The 17,788-nt window shown below is 64.0% G+C and carries 19 protein-coding genes; 10 read left to right on the plus strand and 9 right to left on the minus strand.

All coding sequences use genetic code 11. The features are described from left to right. Positions 1-37 precede the first annotated feature (37 nt). The 6 genes from CDV49_RS04645 to pcaD all read left to right on the plus strand — a co-directional run bounded on the left by CDV49_RS04645 (position 38) and on the right by pcaD (position 6,269). On the plus strand, positions 38-883 hold the full coding sequence (locus CDV49_RS04645; RefSeq protein ID WP_088214403.1) for an ATP-binding cassette domain-containing protein: 846 nt from the start codon (positions 38-40) through the stop codon (positions 881-883). Beyond that, positions 880-2,133 carry a sugar ABC transporter permease gene (locus CDV49_RS04650; RefSeq protein WP_088214404.1) on the plus strand — a complete coding sequence of 418 codons (1,254 nt, stop codon included), beginning with the start codon at positions 880-882 and terminating at the stop codon, positions 2,131-2,133. Before CDV49_RS04645 ends, CDV49_RS04650 begins: the two co-directional genes overlap by 4 nt. A 13-nt stretch (positions 2,134-2,146) precedes the next feature. Then, entirely contained in the window at positions 2,147-2,875 is a 729-nt protein-coding gene (locus CDV49_RS04655) for an SDR family oxidoreductase (protein ID WP_088214405.1), read from the plus strand. Position 2,876: 1 nt separating this feature from the next. After that, positions 2,877-4,487 carry an FGGY-family carbohydrate kinase gene (locus CDV49_RS04660; protein ID WP_088214406.1) on the plus strand — a complete coding sequence of 537 codons (1,611 nt, stop codon included), beginning with the start codon at positions 2,877-2,879 and terminating at the stop codon, positions 4,485-4,487. Between the two features lie 98 nt (positions 4,488-4,585). After that, complete coding sequence (locus tag CDV49_RS04665) at positions 4,586-5,491, plus strand: LysR family transcriptional regulator (RefSeq protein ID WP_088214407.1); 906 nt, start codon at positions 4,586-4,588, stop codon at positions 5,489-5,491. A gap of 1 nt (position 5,492) precedes the next feature. Next, positions 5,493-6,269 carry a 3-oxoadipate enol-lactonase gene (gene pcaD, locus CDV49_RS04670; protein ID WP_256947237.1) on the plus strand — a complete coding sequence of 259 codons (777 nt, stop codon included), beginning with the start codon at positions 5,493-5,495 and terminating at the stop codon, positions 6,267-6,269. 30 nt (positions 6,270-6,299) lie between these two features. Here pcaD and CDV49_RS04675 read toward each other — a convergent pair whose 3' ends face one another. From CDV49_RS04675 to CDV49_RS04690, 4 genes are read right to left on the minus strand one after another with little or no spacing between them, the layout of a single operon-like run. Next, positions 6,300-7,016 (minus strand): SDR family NAD(P)-dependent oxidoreductase, encoded by a 717-nt coding sequence (locus CDV49_RS04675; RefSeq protein ID WP_088214408.1) that lies wholly within the window; start codon positions 7,014-7,016, stop codon positions 6,300-6,302. Next, a complete protein-coding gene (catC, locus tag CDV49_RS04680; RefSeq protein ID WP_088214409.1) occupies positions 7,013-7,303 on the minus strand; it encodes a muconolactone Delta-isomerase in 291 nt (96 codons plus the stop codon). Before catC ends, CDV49_RS04675 begins: the two co-directional genes overlap by 4 nt. A gap of 1 nt (position 7,304) precedes the next feature. Beyond that, entirely contained in the window at positions 7,305-7,601 is a 297-nt protein-coding gene (locus CDV49_RS04685; protein ID WP_256947238.1) for a YciI family protein, read from the minus strand. Positions 7,602-7,609: 8 nt separating this feature from the next. Then, positions 7,610-8,947, minus strand: coding sequence for a short-chain fatty acid transporter (locus tag CDV49_RS04690; RefSeq protein ID WP_088214411.1), 1,338 nt, complete (start codon positions 8,945-8,947; stop codon positions 7,610-7,612). 215 nt (positions 8,948-9,162) lie between these two features. Here CDV49_RS04690 and CDV49_RS04695 point away from each other — a divergent pair, with 215 nt between their 5' ends. Next, entirely contained in the window at positions 9,163-10,176 is a 1,014-nt protein-coding gene (locus CDV49_RS04695) for a cyclase family protein (protein WP_088214412.1), read from the plus strand. An 11-nt stretch (positions 10,177-10,187) separates the two neighbouring features. Here CDV49_RS04695 and CDV49_RS04700 read toward each other — a convergent pair whose 3' ends face one another. From CDV49_RS04700 to dctP, 5 genes are read right to left on the minus strand one after another with little or no spacing between them, the layout of a single operon-like run. Next, positions 10,188-11,039, minus strand: coding sequence for a shikimate dehydrogenase (locus CDV49_RS04700; protein ID WP_088214413.1), 852 nt, complete (start codon positions 11,037-11,039; stop codon positions 10,188-10,190). Further along, positions 11,036-11,476, minus strand: coding sequence for a type II 3-dehydroquinate dehydratase (locus CDV49_RS04705; RefSeq protein ID WP_088214414.1), 441 nt, complete (start codon positions 11,474-11,476; stop codon positions 11,036-11,038). Before CDV49_RS04705 ends, CDV49_RS04700 begins: the two co-directional genes overlap by 4 nt. 14 nt (positions 11,477-11,490) lie before the next feature. After that, the gene (locus tag CDV49_RS04710; RefSeq protein WP_088214415.1) at positions 11,491-12,792 is read right to left on the minus strand and encodes a TRAP transporter large permease; all 1,302 of its coding nucleotides are present in this window, start codon (positions 12,790-12,792) and stop codon (positions 11,491-11,493) included. Next, a complete protein-coding gene (locus CDV49_RS04715) occupies positions 12,789-13,298 on the minus strand; it encodes a TRAP transporter small permease (protein ID WP_088214416.1) in 510 nt (169 codons plus the stop codon). The genes CDV49_RS04710 and CDV49_RS04715 overlap by 4 nt, the downstream gene beginning before the upstream one ends. A gap of 49 nt (positions 13,299-13,347) precedes the next feature. Further along, positions 13,348-14,337 carry a TRAP transporter substrate-binding protein DctP gene (gene dctP, locus CDV49_RS04720; RefSeq protein WP_088214417.1) on the minus strand — a complete coding sequence of 330 codons (990 nt, stop codon included), beginning with the start codon at positions 14,335-14,337 and terminating at the stop codon, positions 13,348-13,350. A 139-nt stretch (positions 14,338-14,476) separates the two neighbouring features. Here dctP and CDV49_RS04725 point away from each other — a divergent pair, with 139 nt between their 5' ends. The 3 genes from CDV49_RS04725 to CDV49_RS04735 are packed head-to-tail and all read left to right on the plus strand — an operon-like array spanning position 14,477 to position 17,721. Then, positions 14,477-15,157 carry a GntR family transcriptional regulator gene (locus tag CDV49_RS04725; protein WP_088214418.1) on the plus strand — a complete coding sequence of 227 codons (681 nt, stop codon included), beginning with the start codon at positions 14,477-14,479 and terminating at the stop codon, positions 15,155-15,157. Next, on the plus strand, positions 15,154-15,813 hold the full coding sequence (locus CDV49_RS04730) for a GntR family transcriptional regulator (RefSeq protein WP_088214419.1): 660 nt from the start codon (positions 15,154-15,156) through the stop codon (positions 15,811-15,813). Before CDV49_RS04725 ends, CDV49_RS04730 begins: the two co-directional genes overlap by 4 nt. Positions 15,814-15,840: 27 nt before the next feature. Then, positions 15,841-17,721, plus strand: coding sequence for a bifunctional sugar phosphate isomerase/epimerase/4-hydroxyphenylpyruvate dioxygenase family protein (locus CDV49_RS04735; protein ID WP_088214533.1), 1,881 nt, complete (start codon positions 15,841-15,843; stop codon positions 17,719-17,721). The last annotated feature ends 67 nt before the right edge of the window (positions 17,722-17,788 follow it).

Raw genomic sequence — 17,788 nt, forward strand, 5'->3', positions numbered from 1 at the left:
CGGGAAGGGGGGCGGTTACAAGGAAGGGTGACCCCATATGACAGCGGAGCAAGTCGGCGCCAGCGCGGCAGCCGCGCCGGAAAGCGTCAGGAGTGTTCCCGGAGACACGACCGACACGCCTATCCTGCGGCTCAAGGGGATTTCCAAGCAGTTCGGCGCGGTTTCTGCGCTCACCGACATTTCGCTCGACGTGCGGGCGGGAGAGGTGGTGGCGCTGGTCGGTGACAACGGCGCGGGAAAATCGACGTTGGTCAAGGTGCTGGCCGGCGTCCATCAACCCAGTTCGGGCACCATAGAGTTCATGGGCAAGCCGGTCACGCTCGACAGCCCGCGCAAGGCGCTGGAGATGGGCATCGCCACCGTGTTTCAGGATCTCGCGCTGTGCGAGAACCTCGATGTGGTGGCGAACCTTTTCCTCGGGCAGGAGCTTTCCCCCCTCCGGCTCGATGAGGTGGCCATGGAGGTGCGCGCTTGGACGCTGCTGAGCGAACTGGCCGCGCGGATCCCTTCGGTCCGGGAACCCATCGCCTCGCTTTCCGGCGGGCAGCGGCAGACGGTGGCCATCGCGCGCTCGCTCCTGCTCGATCCGCGCATCATCATGCTGGATGAACCGACCGCAGCGCTTGGCGTCGCGCAGACGGCCGAGGTGCTGAACCTGATAGAGCGGGTGCGGGATCGGGGCCTTGGCGTCATCATCATCAGCCATAACATGGAAGACGTGCGCGCCGTGGCCGATCGCATCGCCGTGCTGAGGCTCGGGCGGAACAGCGGCACCTTCGATGCCGATGTGCCGCATGCGGAACTGATCGCCGCAATCACCGGAGCGACGGAGAATGCCGTCTCTCGCCGACGCGCCCGCAAGGAGCAGGAACTTCAGCAATGACCCTTCCCGACCGCAAGGCCGATGCCGCACGTCTTGACCGCTCCGACAGCCGTCTCCGCCGGGACGAGGGGCTGGGTGGCGCATTCACCGGCTTCATCGACCGGGTGCGCTCAGGTGATCTCGGCATGCTGCCGGTCATTGTCGGTCTGATCGTGATCTCGGCCGTGTTCAGCGTGCTGAACCCGGTATTTCTGGCGCCCAACAACCTCGTGAACCTGCTCTTCGACTGTGCGACGGTCGGGTTTATTTCGCTCGGTATCGTGGCGGTCCTGATGCTGGGGCAGATCGACCTGTCGGTGGGATCAATGAGCGGGCTGGCCTCCGCCATCGTCGGCGTCCTCTGGGTGAACATGGGTGTCGCGCTGCCGCTCGCCATTCTGGCGGCGCTGGTCTTCGGGGCGCTGGTGGGTCTGATCTATGGCGTGTTGCTCAACCGGTTCGGGATGCCGAGCTTCGTCTCCACCCTCTCCGGGCTGCTGGCGCTCCTGGGGTTGCAGCTCTACATTCTGGGGCCGAGCGGGTCGATCAACCTGCCCTATGCGTCACCGCTGGTGCGCTTCGGCCAGATCCTTGTGATGCCGGACTGGCTTTCCTACATTCTGGCTGCGCTTCCGGGTGCGGCAATGCTTCTGCTCGGCCTCAGGACGATGCAGCGGCGCGCGGCGGCCAATCTCTCCTATCCCGGCCTCAGCGTGCTGATCCTCAAGGCTGCGGCGCTGACGATCGGGATCGAATTCGCGGTGTGGTATCTCAATCAGGGGCGCGGCATCCCCTACATGTTCGTGCTGTTCGTCGCTCTCGTCGTGGTGATGGATTATGCGCTCACCCGGACGAAATGGGGCCGGTCCATGTTCGCGACAGGGGGCAATTCGGAAGCCGCGCGGCGGGCGGGCATCGATGTGCGGCGGATCACCATTTCCGCTTTCGTGCTCTGCTCCACGCTGGCGGCGCTGGGGGGTGTGCTTTCCGCCGCGCGGCTCGCTTCGGCAAGCCAGCAGGCGGGCACGGGCGACGTCAACCTGAACGCCATCGCGGCGGCGGTGATCGGGGGCACGTCGCTCTTCGGCGGACGGGGGAGTGCCTATTCGGCCCTTCTGGGGATCATTGTCATTCAGGCCATCTCCAACGGTCTGACGCTTCTCAACCTCAGCTCTTCGCTCCGTTACATGATCACGGGCGGGGTGCTGGCAATCGCGGTTATCGTTGACAGTCTCGCGCGGCAGTCGCGCGTCAGCCACGGCCGCGCATAAAAAGGACGAAAACATGGCGGAACCGCTTAGCGGCAAGGTGGCTGCGATCACCGGTGCGGCCTCTGGCATCGGGCTGGAATGCGCCCGTACGCTGGTGGCCGAAGGGGCGACCGTGGTGCTGATCGACCGGGCGGAGGAGCGGCTGAAGGCGCTCTGCGCCGAGATCGGGCCAGCAGCACTGCCGCTTACCGTCGATCTGCTGGACGGTCCGCAAGTCTCGGGCCTTCTCCCGCGCATCCTCGACCTCGCGGGATCGCTCGACATCTTTCACGCCAATGCCGGGGCCTATATCGGCGGTCCGGTGGCCGAGGGCGACCCGGATGCCTGGGACCGAATGCTGAACCTCAACATCAACGCCGCCTTCCGGTCTGTCCACGCGGTTCTGCCGTATATGATCGAGCGGAAGACCGGTGACATCCTCTTTACGTCTTCCGTCGCCGGCGTTGTGCCGGTGGTGTGGGAGCCCATCTACACTGCCTCCAAATTCGCCGTTCAGGCGTTCGTCCACACGACCCGCCGTCAGGTTGCCCCCCATGGGGTCCGCGTCGGTGCCGTTCTGCCCGGCCCGGTCGTCACCGCCCTTCTGGATGACTGGCCGAAGGCGAAGATGGAGGAGGCACTGGCCAACGGCTCCCTCATGCAGCCCAGTGAAGTGGCGGAGGCAGTGGTCTTCATGCTCACACGCCCGCGGGGTGTGGTGGTGCGCGATCTCGTCATTCTGCCCAACAGCGTGGATCTCTGAGATGCAGGCGGTTCTGGGCATCGATGTCGGCACGGGCAGCGCGCGGGCCGGACTTTTCGACCTTTCGGGGCAGGCACTGGCTTCGGCGAGCCACCCCATCCGGCTGTGGCGGGAGCCGGGCGGTATCGTTGAGCAGTCGAGCGCCGATATCTGGTCTGCTGTGTGCCATGCGGTGCGGGAGGCGATGGCGCGCGCCGCTCTTGGACCGGAGGATGTGCTGGGCGTCGGGTTCGACGCCACATGCTCGCTCGTCGTTCTGGGCGAAGGCGGCGCCCCCCTGCCCGTCGGCCCCTCGGAAGACCCCGCCCGCGACATCATCGTCTGGATGGATCACCGCGCCGTCGGACAGGCCGAGCGCATCAATGCCCAAGGCCATCCGGTGCTCGCCTATGTCGGCGGTCGCATCTCGCCGGAGATGGAAACGCCGAAACTCCTGTGGCTGCGGGAGAACCGGCCGGAGGTGTTCGACGCCGCGTGGGGGTTCTTCGATCTGGCGGATTTTCTCACATGGCGCGCGACGGGGGATATTGCCCGCTCGACCTGCACGGTCACCTGCAAATGGACCTACCTCGCGCATGAAGGCCGCTGGGATGCGAGCTATTTCCGCCAGATCGGATTGGGCCAACTGGCCGATGAGCAGTTTGCCCGTATCGGCACCCGGATCGTCGAGCCGGGCACGCCGCTTGGCGAGGGGCTGACAGAGAGGGCTGCGTCGGAACTCGGGCTTCTTCCCGGTACGCCGGTGGGCGCGGGCCTGATCGACGCGCATGCGGGGGGCATAGGCACCGTCGGGGCCGAGGGCGATCCCGTGGCCAATCTCGCCTACGTGTTCGGCACTTCCTCCTGCACCATGACAACCACGGCGGAACCCGTTTTCGTCCCCGGTGTCTGGGGCCCGTACTTTTCCGCAATGGTGCCCGGCATGTGGCTGAACGAGGGCGGGCAGTCCGCCGCGGGCGCCGCAATCGAACAGCTCATCGCTTCCCACCCCGCCACGCAGGAAGCAGCCGAAATGGCGCGGGCGGAGGGAGAAAGCCTGCCCGCGTTCCTTGCTACACGGGCTGCGTACCGGGCGTCCTCCCTCCCCGAGGCGGTGCTGCTGGCGGATGGGCTTCATGTGGTGCCGGAGTTCCTCGGAAACCGCGCGCCCTTCGCCGACCCCCATGCCCGCGCCGTCATCGCCGGGCTGGGCATGGAGCGGGATATCGACAGCCTCGCTGCGCTCTATGTCGCGGGGCTTTGCGGTATCGGCTACGGATTGCGGCAGATCGTCGAGACGCAGGAGCAGGCCGGCGCGCATGTGGAGCGGATCATGATCTCCGGCGGCGCCGGGCAACTGCCGCTCGTGCGCCAGCTTCTTGCCGATACGACGGGCCTGCCGGTGCTTTCCGCGAAATCCGACGAACCGGTGCTGCTCGGCTCCGCCATCCTTGGTGCCATGGCCGGCGGTCTGGTCACCGACATGCGGGACGGCATGTCGCGGCTTTCCTCGACCGGAGAGACGGTCTGGCCAGCGGGCGGCGATATCGCGACGCTTCACACCAGGCGATACACCGCTTTTCGTGCGCTTCAGGACGTGGCTCGCAGTCTCCGGCCGATCACGCAGGGATAAGGGCCGTATCACTCCTGCTCTATGTGCTTGGCGAGAAGCCGTTGCCCTTCCGGCGGATTTTGTTATCTGTCTTTCTGATAACAGCGGCTGAATGATACGTGCTCACGCTCAAACACTACGAACTTCTCGTCGTTCTGGCAGAGGAACTGCACTTTGGCCACGCGGCGGTGCGGCTGAACATCTCGCAGCCGCAGCTCACGCTTCAACTACAGCAGATGGAAGAGGTCGTCGGCGCCGTGCTGTTCGATCGGAACCGGCGACGGGTGCGCATCGCGCCGGCCGGTGCGCTGATCCTGCCCGAAGCGCGCGCCGTTTTGCGACAGGCCCGGCGGGCGGAAGACATAGCGCTTCGCGCCGGGCGCGGCATGATGGGGGAACTGGCGCTTGGCTATATCGGCGCGGCGGCCTTCAACGGCGTGCTGACTGAGCTTGTCCGTGACTACCGCGCGCGGGCGCCCGAAACGGTGCTGACACTGCGCCTCATGGACCTCGACCAGCAGATACCGGAGATCGCCGCGGGAAATCTGGATGCGGGGATCGTGCGGTTGCCCTATCCCGACATGCCGGAAAATGTGGCCAGCAGGACGCTCTGCGAGGAGAGCCTGTGGATTGCCCTGCCCTCCGACCACCCCCTCGCGGTGGAAAAACGCGTCGCGCTGGCCGCGTTGTCGCGCGACCCTTTCGTCGCCACGCATCTTCCGCCGCAGACGGGCTTTTCGGCGGCGATGCACGCGGCTTGCGCTGTGGCGGGCATTACGCCGAACATCGTGCAACGCTCGCCGCAGTTTGCCTCCATCGTAAGCCTTGTGGCGGCGGGGTTGGGCGTGGCCATCGTGCCCGAAGCCATTCGCAACATCCAAATGAGCGGGGTCGTTTACCGCCCGCTGACGGAGACCGGCGTTACCGCCAATATCTCGCTCGTCTATCGTGCGGACAGCGAAAGCCGCCCGCTGCACCTGCTCCTGTCCTGTCTGGACGGGAGCGATCCCGCTGAAGGAGACTGATTTGCGCCAAGAGATCTTCACCGCTGTCGATGGCATCCACCACGGCTGGCGCGCCCCGCAGGGCGACGCGCCGACGGTCGTCTTTGCGAATTCGCTTGGCACCGATCTGCGCGTCTGGGACCGGGTCGTGGCCCTGCTTCCGGAAAGCTGGGGCCTGTTGCGGCAGGACAAGCGCGGCCACGGGCTGAGCGTGGCGCGCCCTGTGCTGACCATCGAGACGATGGCGGATGATACGGAAGCGTTGCTCGACCACTATGACATCCGGCGCTTCGCGGGCGTCGGTCTGTCGGTCGGAGGGCTGATCATGCAGCGGCTCGCCCTCCGGCGGGCGGAGGGCATGAGCCATCTCGTGTTGTCGGACACCGCGGCGAAAATCGGCTCACCGGAAATCTGGAATCCCCGGATCGAAGCGGTGCGGAGCAATGGTATCGCCTCCATCAGCGCCGCGATCCTGCAACGCTGGTTCGCTCCCGGCTATGAGACGACCGAGGATTTCGCCATGTGGCGGACCATGCTGGAGCGGACACCCGCGGAGGGCTATGCGCAGGTCTGCGAGGCGATCCGGGATGCCGACTACACCGCCGATCTCGCGCATATCGCCCAGCCCACGCTGGTGATCGCCGGGGCGGATGACGCCTCCACACCGCCTGCCCTGGTCAAGGCGACGGCAGCGGGCATCCGGAACGCGACCTATGTGGAAATCGCTCGCGCCGGACATCTGCCCTGCGTTGAGCAGCCTGCCGAAGTCGCCGCGTTGCTGGGAAAGCACCTGGCCTGAGGAAAAGGGGCCCCCCGCGGCCCCTTTCACCTAACCGACGGTCACACCGCCACAGACGAACAGGGTCTGCCCGGTGACGAACCCCGCCTCCGGCGCACAGAAGAAGGAGACGGCGTTTGCCACATCCTCCCCCGTGCCGATACGGCGGACCGGGATATGATTGATGATCTCCTGCGTTCGCGGCGCGTCTGGGGGATTGTTCCGCCAGAAAGCGTCGGTGCCGATCGGGCCCGGAGCAACACAGTTGACGGTGATGCCATGCGGGCCGAGCTCCAGCGCCCATGTCCGCGCCATGGACTGTGCCGCCCCCTTGGTCGCGGAATAGAGCGTGCGCAGCTCCTTGCCCAGCGTCACACGGCTTGTGTTCATCACGATGCGCCCGCCGCCCGCCGCTTTCATCCCCGGAAGGAACGACTGCGCGCAGACGATGGAGGGGCGCAGGTTGATGTCCATCAGCCGCCCCATATCCTCTGCCTGCACCGCTTCCAACGGGGCGGGCATGACCACCCCCACGTTGTTGACAAGGCAGGTGACGGCAAAGCGGCTCGCGATATCCGCGGCCGCCGAACGGGCCGCGTCCAGATCGGAAAGGTCCACCCGAACGAAGGCATCGACGGCGGCTTCCGGCTCCGTGATGTCGAGGACGACGGTCTGAAAACCATCGCGCTTCAGCCTTGCGGTGATTGCCGCGCCGATGCCCCCGCTTCCGCCGGTTATGACGGCAGCACGGCGTTCGAACGCCGTCACAGATCCCCCTCCCGAACGGAGGAGGGATGCCGGCAGAGCGGGGTTACCGAGATGTCCATGTAGGGATAGAGCGGCAGCGCCGTCAGCACCTCGTGCAGATGAGCATTGTCGCGGCAATCGAGGATGCTGACATTCGCATAGCTTCCGGCGACGCGCCAGATATGCCGCCAGATACCCTGCCGCTGCAGATCCTGCGAATAGGCCTTCTCTTTCGCCTTGATGCCAGCCACGGTGTCCTCGTCCATATCCTGGGGAATGTTCACCGTCATTTCGACCTGATAGAGCATGTCAGCCCTCCTGCAATGTGTTCCGTCCGTCGAGATAGGCCTTGCGCCAGCGGGTGACGAAGACCGTCTCGAACAGCCCGCCCCGAAAGAAGGGATCGGCGGCGATGAAGGCTTCTGCGGCGTCGCGGCTTTCCACATCCAGCAGATAGACTCCGCCGCTCGCAGCCTCTCCCGCGTCATCGAGCTTGGCTCCGCAGGCAAGGAGAAGGGCCTTGTTCTCCTCCAGATAGGCGAGGTGTTCCGGCCGGAGGCGGAGGCGCAGATCCCCCGCGCCCGGCCTGTCGTAGGTTTCTACCATCCAAGGCATCAGGCAGTTGCCCCCATTATACCCCAGATGCCGCAGGTGACGCCGAAGATCACACCGAGATAGAACAGGATCAGCACCATGTAGCCCATGATATCCTTGAGCTTCAGCCCGGAAATCGCCAGCGCGGGAAGAAGCCAGAAGGGTTGCACCATGTTGGTCCATTGATCACCGATCTGCACGGCGAGCGCTGTTGCGGGGATGGAAGCGCCAAGCTGATGCGCGGCTTCTGTCATCACCGGGCCCTGAATGACCCACTGCCCGCCGCCCGAGGGCACGAAGATGTTGATGAGCCCCGCCGAGATGAAGGACCACAATGGCAGCGTCTCTGCGCTGGAGAAGGACACGAACCAGTTGGAGAAGGTCACGACCAGCCCCGACCCGGCGAGAATTGCCAGAATACCGGCATAGAACGGATACTGGATGATGATGCCCCCCACGACGCGCACCCCGTCATTCACGGCGGCGAGAAAGCGGTTGGGCGTCACGAAGAGCGCGATCCCGAGGAACAGGAACAGCAGGTTCACGAAGTTCAGCGTGATGCCGCCTCCATCGAGCAGGTAGAGCACGGCGTAGATCAGACCGAACACTCCCATGCCGATGCCGATCACCGGGGAATTGTTGAGCCGATCGGCGAGGGTGTCGTATTTCTGCGGCTGATCCGATGTCTCGGACGCGGTGGGGGTGATGCGCTTCGCCTCGATGATCTTCTCGCCCGCTTTCGGATGCAGCATGGCATTGAACAGCGGCAGCGTGACGATGATCAGGAGGTTCATCACGATGAGATAGGGGGAAAAGATCGTCTCGCTGAGCGGGATCAGCCCGATCGAACTTTCAAGGAAATGGCCGGGCGTGTTGATGAGCAATGGCACCGAACCCGAAAGCCCCACGCCATAGACGGCAAAGCCGGAGTAACCGGCCGCGATCACCAGCGGGTAGTGCAGGCCCTTGACCTTCTGGCCCAGCTTCTGGGCAATCAGCGTGCCCAGCACCAGACCGAAACCCCAGTTGAGCCAGCTGCCGATTCCGCCGAAAAGTGTGGCGGCGATGACGGCTGCCTGAGGTGTGTGGATGCCGGCGACGACCCGATCCATCAGCCGGTCCACCAACGGTGTCTTGGCGAGGATGTAGCCCGCAAGCAGGATGACGGTCATCTGCATGGTGAACGCCAGAAGGTTCCAGAATCCGTCGCCCCAGTAGCGCGTGGCATCGACGAAATTCGTTCCCTCCCAGATCATCGCAAAGACGAGCGTCAGTCCGGTAAGGATGATCGCCACCACCAGCGGGTCCGGCATGTAGCGATTGACGATACGCGTGAAAAAGTTGGCGACTGCGGTCAATTTTCTCTCCTTCCAGGCACCGGATAGGGGCGCCAGGATTCTCCTATGATGCTCAAATCTAATCAGTCATTGTCAGTTATGATGTCAACATATATGTTTGGGAAAGTTTCAGATGTCTTTCCGGGTGGAGGAAGCGATCCGGGGCGAGAGGGGTCATTCCCCTTGCGGTCGCGCTGCCAGATGGCCATCAGGGATCGTCAGACGGAGGAGTGACTATGCCGGAGTGGGTGAATCGACCGGAGAAATCCAACTGGGGGAATTTCGGGCCCGACGATCAGCTTGGAACGCTGAACTACATTACAGATGCGCGCCGGATGGAGGCCGCCGCGGAAATCCGTGAGGGGCGGGCGTATTGTCTGTCGCTGCCGCTGGATGTGCCGGGGCCGATTTCCCTCAACCCGCGCCGCAAACCGCCGCGCCTCGCCCCGACTTGTTCGGGCGAAACGCCCTATATCAATTTCCCCCTGAGCAATGTCGATCCGCTGCTTCAGGACGTGATCAGCGACGATCAGGTTCTGATGTCGATGCAGTTCTCAACCCAATGGGACTCGCTTGCACATGTCGGCGCGCTGTTCGACGCCGACGGGGATGGAGTGGCCGAGCGCTGCTACTACAACGGGCACCTTGCCGGGCGGGACATCCTGGGGCCTGAGGCACGGGGACCGAACACGTCCTTTGCGGAGCGGCTGTCGGTCACGGAGATGGCAAAGACGCCGGTGCAGGGGCGTGGCGTGCTGGTTGATCTCGTCCGCCACTTCGGCATGGATCGCACCGTCGTGGGTCGCGCCGCTCTCCACGACGCGATGCGGGCGCAGGGCGTGGTGATTCGTGAAGGTGACATTCTTCTGCTGCGGACCGGCTTTGCAGAGGCTCTCCTGGACATGCAGGCCAGCCCGGACCCGGCGCGGCTTGAGCGGACGGGCGCGGTTCTGGACGGTGCGGACGAGACACTGCACGACTGGATCACGGAAAGCCGCATCTCGGCCATCGCCGCCGACAATTACGCTGTCGAAGATGCCCATGCCGATCGCGAGGATTGCTGCCTGCGGCTGCCCCTCCACCATCACTGTCTGTTCAAGATCGGCCTGCCTCTGGCCGAACTGTGGTACCTGCGCGACCTGGCGGCCGCGCTGGAGGAGCGCGGGCGGCATGCGGTCTTTCTCACCGCGCCGCCGCTTTACATGCCCGGCGCGGTCGGCTCTCCTGTGACACCCGTCGCGACGATCTGACGGGACACCCCTCAGGCCGTGACGGGGGTCGCGGCCTGAAAGGTTTCGCGCATCCGCAACGGATCGGCCTCTTTTCCGGTGAACAATCGGAAGGCGCCGACCGCCTGAAACACCGCCATGCCGCTTCCATCCACGCTGCGGCAGCCTCGCTCTCGCGCGAGGGCCAGCAGCTGGGTGACGAGCGGAAAGTACACGACATCCGCGACCCAGTGCCGCGATGTGAGCAGGTCGGCGGGCAGCGGCAGGCCGGGATGCGCCGCCATCCCCATCGGCGTGGTGTTGATAAGCCCGTCCGCAGCCTCCATCGCCGCCGAGAGGTCGCTCACCACGTGGACATATGCGCGACCGGCGCTGGCGTTCATGCGAGCGGCCAGAGCCTCCGCCCGTCCGATGTCCATGTCGGAAAGAAGAAGCCGTTCAACGTTCATCGCCTGCGCCGCATAGGCGACCGCCGCGCCCGCGCCTCCGGCACCGAGTTGCAGGACAGTGGCGAGCGGTACATCGGGCAGCGTCTGCCGAAAGCCCTCAAGAAACCCCGACCAGTCGGTGTTGTGACCGACCCGCCCTCGCTCTCCGAACACCACTGTGTTGACCGCGCCAAGAGCAGAAGCATCCTCAGACAGCTCGTTCAGCAGCGGCAGCACCGCCTGCTTGAACGGATGAGTGATGTTGAGACCGGCAAAACCCTGCGCCTCCGCCTCGGCGATGAGGCTCTCCAGCGAGGGGTTGGTTTGCGTCTCGACATCAATGAGATCGTAGCGGAGGCGGAAGCCCTGCGCGGCTGCCTCCGCCATATGCAGGCGGGGGGTGCGGGACTTCCCGATACCGGCGCCGATCAGCCCTACCCGGATCGGCGTGGTCATCGCGCTTCCCCCCCGATCATCTCTGCAATCGCGTGGACAGCATGGACGTAGCCGCGCGCGCTGAGCCCCGCCACGACGGCCGTTGCAACCGGAGAAACCAGCGACCGGTGATAGACCGCTTCGCGCCGGTGAATGTTGGAGATGTGGAGTTCGATGATCGGACCGGAGAACATCTTCAGCGCATCCATCACCGGCACGGAAGTAAAGGTGAGCCCGGCGGGATTGATGATGATCCCCCGCCCACCCGTGTCGATCGCCTCATGAATCCAGTCGATGATCTCGTATTCGGCATTCGACTGATGGAACCGAAGGGGTGTGTCTCCGGCCGCCTGCCGCGCCCAGGTCTCCACTTCCGCCAATGTGGTGTGGCCATAGATCTCCGGCTCGCGCTTGCCGAGTCGGTTCAGGTTGGGTCCGTTCAGTATCCAGATGGTCATGAGAAGCTCTCAGTTCAGCCGGCGTAGCCCGCGAGACGCGGCAGCCACAGCACGAGGTCGGGAAAGAAGGTAATAAGCGCCAGGCAGAGCACCATCCACGCAAGGAAAGGCAGGCAATCGCGGATGATATCCTTCATGGGCGAGCCGGAGATGTTGGTCATGATGAACAGCAACAGGCCATAGCGCGGGGTTACCAACCCGAGCATGATGTTGACCACCACCACCACGCCGAAGTGGACAAGGTCGATCCCGAGCGCCTGCGCCGCGGGAATGAACACCGGCACGATGATGAGGAGGATCGCCGTCCCCTCCAGCACACAGCCCAGCAGCAGCAGGAGCACGTTGACCAGCAGCAGGAACTGCACGGGTGTCAGCTCCCACCCCGTCAGGACCGCGCGAAGGGTTTCGGGGATGTTTTCAACCGTCACCACGTAGTTGAACACCAGAGCGCCGCCGATCATCATGCCGATGGAGGCGGAGGTCTTGGCGCTGACCAATACGGCGTTGTAGCCCTCGCGCCAGCTCAGACTGCGGTAAAGGATCACGGAGACCAGCACCGCATAGGCGGCTGCGATCGCGGCGGCTTCGGTTGGCGTCGTCACACCTGTGTAGATACAGCCGAGCAGGATAACCGGCATCAGCAGCGTGGGAAGCGCCCGCCAGGTGACACGCGGCACCTCCCGAAGCGAAACGCGCGGCTCCACGGGGAAGTTGTGCCGCCTCGCATCCCAGGCGACCTGGAACATCTGCATTCCCGTCATCAGCAGGCCGGGCACCACACCCGCAAGGAACAGGTAGCCGATGGAGACATCGGAGACGAGCGCATAGACGACCATCGGAATGGACGGCGGCAGGATCGGCCCGATGACGGAGGTGACCGCGGTCAGTGCTGCCGCATAACTCGGCGTATAGCGGCCCTCCTTCGTCATCATGTTCTGCATCATGCGCCCCGATCCGGCGGCATCGGCGATGGCGGAACCCGACATGCCGGCAAAGATCAGGCTCTGCACGACGTTGATCTGCGCCAGCCCGCCACGCATATGGCCGACCAGCACGTTGCAGAACCGCAGCAGCCGCTCCGTCATGGAGCCGGAATTCATGATTTCCGCGGCAAGGATGAAAAGCGGCACGGCGAGGATGATGTAGTTCGAATACATCCCGTTCAGGAACTGCTCCGCGGCCGTGCCCATGTCCATCCCCGACATCCAGAGATAGAGAACGGAGCCGCAGATCATCGAAAGGCCGATCGGCAGGCCGAGCAGCGCCAGCGCCGTCATCATGGTGATGGCGAGGGAAAAGGGGCCTGCAAGGGTCATACGCCGGAACTCGCTGTCGTCGGATCATAGGCTTCCGGCGCCTGTCCGAAGACAGCCCTCCAGCCGATCCACAAATGACGGATGATCATGGCGATCACGAAGACGATGTAGATGGAATAGAGCCAGTCGAAGCGGAGCCGCAGATAGGCTGTCCGTTCCACCTTCATGAAGGTCACGTAATCCCAAGTCGCGGGAAGTGCCAGGAGGAAGATCGCGATCAGCGCCGTGCAGGTCGCCGCCGCCATCCAGCGCCGGGTTCTGTCCTTCGCCGCTCCGTATATCAGGTCGAACCGCATCTCCTCCCTGTCACGGATGACGAAGGAAGCCCCGAAAAGCACGAGCCAGATCCAGAGGATGACACTGGTTTCATGCGTCCAGCCCATCGGCATGTTGAGGACATATCGTGAAACGATCTGAATGAGAAAGACCACGAACATCGTCGCGAGCATCAAGACGAGGATGTCTTCGCAACGGCGCCGGAGCCAGGGAAGAAGCCGGGTCGGCATGGGCATTCTCCGATGAATGGAAATGGCGGCCCGGGGGCCGCCGGTCGCATCAGACTGCGGCGATCCGCTCGATCATGCCGGACGGCCATTCCTTGGCCAGATCGGACTCGAGATAGGCCTTCTGAACATGGCTGCGGAAGGCGGCCAGATCAGGCGCATAGACGTCGAGTCCCCTTTCCGCGAAGGACTTGGCAAGCTCCGTCTCCCGCGTGACGTGCTGCTCCGTGCTCCAGCCGATGGCATGGTCGGCCGCCGTCTGAAACGCGGTGCGCTGTTCTTCCGTCAGCTTCTCCCAGAACCGGCCAGAGACGGTCAGAAGGTCGAAGGCGACCAGATGCGAGGTGAGGACGATCTGGTTCATCACCTCATAGAACTTCATGTTGTCCACGTTCGGCAGGGGATTGTCCTGCCCGTCGATCGCGCCAGTCTGAAGGCCGGTATAGACCTCCGCATAGGCCATGGGGGTCGGGTTCGCACCAAGCGCCTGCCCCAGGAATTGCCACGCCTCGCCCCCCGGCATGCGCAGCTTCACGCCGGCCATGTCGGCGGGTGTGGCGATCTTGCGGGTACCGCGAAGCCCGACTTGGCGCGTGCCATAGAAGGTGGGGCCAAGGATCTTGATGCCGAGCTGCCCTTCCGCCATCGCCTTCATCTCCGTCCCGACATCGGAGGCAAAGAAGCTGCGCAGGTGGCCGGCATCGCGGAACAGATAGCCGGAGGTCAGAATGGACCATGCCGGAACCTGGTTGGAGACATCCTGCGGCGCGATGTTCGACATCTCCAGATTGCCGCGCTGGAGGGCGACAAGCTCCGTCCCCTGCTTGAACAATGTTCCGCCGTAGAAGCCTTCGTATTTGAAGTCCGGTCCGATGCCTTCGGCAAACTGCTTCATCATTCCAGCCCGGATGTCCTGCTCCGAGAACACGGCGGAAAAACGAATGCGGCTTTGCTCGGCGGCGTGGCCGAGACGTGCAAGAAATGGCGTGGCAAGCATGGCCCCGCCGAGCGCGGCAAAGCCGCGCCGGGTCACTTCGGTCATGGTGTCCTCCCTTATGGCGAAACGCCCCCTCCGCGCTTCGTCCTGCGAACAAGGATGTCATCGGAAATTTCAGTTTTCAACTAGAGATTTTCATTTCATCTGATATTTTATGTTTTAACTGATGTTGCGGGAGGAACGGATGGGCTCGGAAATCCGGGAAGAGACCGCGGGGGAAAGTGCCTATCGCCGCCTGCGGAGCGACATCATCTTCGGCAAGCTCGAGCCGGGACGGCGTCTCCGGCTGGAGCAGTTGCGCGCGCGATACGACGTGAGCATAGCGACATTGCGCGAGATACTGACGCGGCTCGTGCCCGAGGGGCTGATTGTCGCGGAGAACCAGCGGGGGTTCGAAGTCGCGCCGATCTCCATCTCCGATCTGAGGGACATCGCGGAAATGCGTCTCCTTCTGGAGCGCCATGCGGTCGCCCAATCCTTTGCCAATGGCGATCTGGAGTGGGAGGCGTCGGTCGTGGCCGCGCATCACAAGCTCTCCCGCATGGAGGAGCGGATGTTGCAGGGGGATCATACCGTCAGCGAGACATGGAAACGATATGACCGCGAATTCCATGTGGCACTGATTTCCGCATGCGGGTCCGGGGAGCTTCTGGTCACTCACGACCGAATATTCGACCGCTTCCTGCGCTATCAGGTGCTGCTGGTGATGTTCCGGGGCACGGTGGCGGCGGAGGAACATCACGCCCTGCTCCGTGCCGCATTCGACAGGGACGTGCCGGCGGCGCAGGAGTTGCTTGCCCGGCACATCGGCGCCTGCATCGACTACACGGTTGAGCATGGCCTGCTGCGGGGAGATGCGGCATGACGGAAGACGTCCACCCCACGCTCTATGCGCGGCTCAGGTCCGACATCATCATGGGCAGGCTGGCACCGGGCCGGAAGCTCCGGCTGGAGACACTGCGGGAAACCTACGATGTGGGGACCAGCAGCCTTCGCGAAGCGCTGACACGCCTTGCCTCTGACGGTTTTGTACTGGCGGAAGGGCAGCGCGGCTTTGAAGTAGCACCGATTTCCCGCGCCGGTCTGCATGAAATTGCCGCGTTGCGACTGCTGCTGGAGGAACACGCCCTCGCCCGATCCTTCGCCACGGGAGGGCTGGACTGGGAGGCCGCGGTGCTTTCCGCACATCACAAGCTCGACGCGCATGAAGAACGGCTGGAAGCGGGGGATGCGGAGGACATCCCCGCTTGGCGCCGGAGCGACTGGGCCTTTCACCAGACGCTTATCTCCGCTTGCGGATCGCGGGTGCTGATGCAAACCCACGCGGAGGTCTTCGACAAATATCTGCGCTACCAGATGATCGCATTGACCTTTCGCCCCGAAGTGTCCCGGCAGGAGCACAGGGCGCTGCGCGATGCGGCCTTGCGCCATGACAGCGCTGCGGCGGTTGCCATCCTTCGGGCACATATCAACGCGGGCGTGGCTCACGCCATGGACCACATGGAAGCGCTGACGCCATAATCGCAGCGGGACAAGACTGGGATGACCATGAAAACAGCCATTGCCACCGTTTCCATAGCGGGGATGCTTCCCGAAAAGCTGCGCGCCATCGCGAGCGCGGGTTTCGACGGGATCGAGATATTCGAGCAGGATTTCATCGCCTCCGACTTCAGCCCGCGAGAGGTTGGCCGCATGGTGCGCGATCACGGGTTGGAAATCATGCTGTTCCAGCCGTTCCGGGATTTTGAAACGCTCCCGGATCCGCTGCGGCGGCGCGCTTTTGCCAGGGCGGAGCGGAAATTCGACCTCATGGCGGAACTGGGCGTCGATCTGATGCTCGTCTGCTCCTCGGTTCATCCCGCCGCACTCGGTGGGGTGGACCGGGCCGCCAGCGACTTCCGTGCGCTTGGCGAAATCGCCGCAGCACGCGGTATCCGCGTTGGGTATGAGGCACTCTGCTGGGGTCGCTTCGTCCGGGACCATCGGGACGCGTGGGAGATCGTGCGCCGCGCCGACCATCCGAACATCGGGCTGATCCTCGACAGCTTCCACACCCTCGGCCCAAGAATAGACCCGGAAACGATCCGCGAGATACCGGGCGACCGCATTTTCTTCGTGCAACTGGCAGATGCTCCCCGGATAGAGATGGATTTGCTCTACTGGTCGCGTCACTTCCGGAATATGCCGGGCGAGGGCGATCTGGACGTCCCCGCCTTCATGCGCGCAGTGATGGCGACAGGCTATGCCGGTCCGATCAGTCTGGAGATTTTTAACGATCAGTTCCGCTCCGGCCTGCCCCGCCTTGTCGCCAATGACGGCAAGCGGAGCCTCATCGGGCTGATGGACGAGGTGAGCCGGGAAGAGCCAGATCTTCGTCTCTCCGGGCATAAGCAGCTTCCCCCTCCCATCCGCCCCGAAGGGGTCGAATATGTCGAGATGGCGACGGATGAGGCGACGCTCCCTGCCCTCGTCAGCTTTCTCACCAGTGCCGGCTTTTCTCAGGTCGGTCGGCACAGGTCGAAACCAGTCACGCGATGGCAGCAGGGCCGGGTGAATATCGTGCTCAACACCGGAAAAGAAGGGTTCAACTACAGCTCCTGGGTCACGCATGGTACCGCCGTGTCGGAGATCGGCATTCGCGTCCCGGACGCCGCAGACGCCGCCACCCGCGCCGTCGCCCTCATGGCGGAGCCGCATGGGGATCGGCTTTCGCCCGAAGACCCTGTCGTGCCCGCGGTCCGCGGCGTGGGCGGCACCGTTCTGCGCTTTGTCGATGACGGCCCCGAACTGCAAAGCCTATGGGAGCGGGAGTTCATCCCGACAGGCATCGCGCAGGGAAGCGGCATCACCCACACCGATCACATCGCCCAGACGATGGCCTATGAGGAAATGCTGAGCGCGTCTTTATTCTACAGCACATTGTTCGAGGCGGAGCGCATGCCCATGCTCGACGTCGTCGATCCGGACGGGCTGGTGCGCAGCCAGGCCATTCTCTCGGGCGCGCTACGCATCACGCTGAACGGTGCGGAAGCGCGGCGGACGCTGGCTAGGCGGTTCATCGACGACACGTTCGGCGCTTCGGTACAGCACATCGCCTTCGCATCCGACGACATCTTTGCAACAGCCGAGCAACTGGCGGAGCGGGGGTTCCCCTTTCTCGGCATCGGCGCGAATTACTATGCCGATCTGGCCGCCCGCTTCGACCTGAAGCCGGACTTCGTCGATCGGCTGCGACGCCTGAACATCATGTATGACGAGGATGGGCAGGGCTGCTTCTTCCAGTTCTACAGCACCGGTCAGGTGGGCGAGCTTTTCTTCGAGATCGTGCAGCGGCAGGGCGGCTATCAGGGCTACGGGGCGCCGAACGCACCTTTCCGCATCGCCGCGCAGAAGCGTCACCTGCGGCCGCTTGCCGTCCCGGAACTCTAAGACCACGTCGCCTGCCCGCCGAAAAGCTGCGGAACACGCCTGTCCGTTCCACGTTGGGAAGCAGCGA

The organism is Haematobacter genomosp. 1 (assembly GCF_002196855.1).
Classification (GTDB): domain Bacteria; phylum Pseudomonadota; class Alphaproteobacteria; order Rhodobacterales; family Rhodobacteraceae; genus Haematobacter.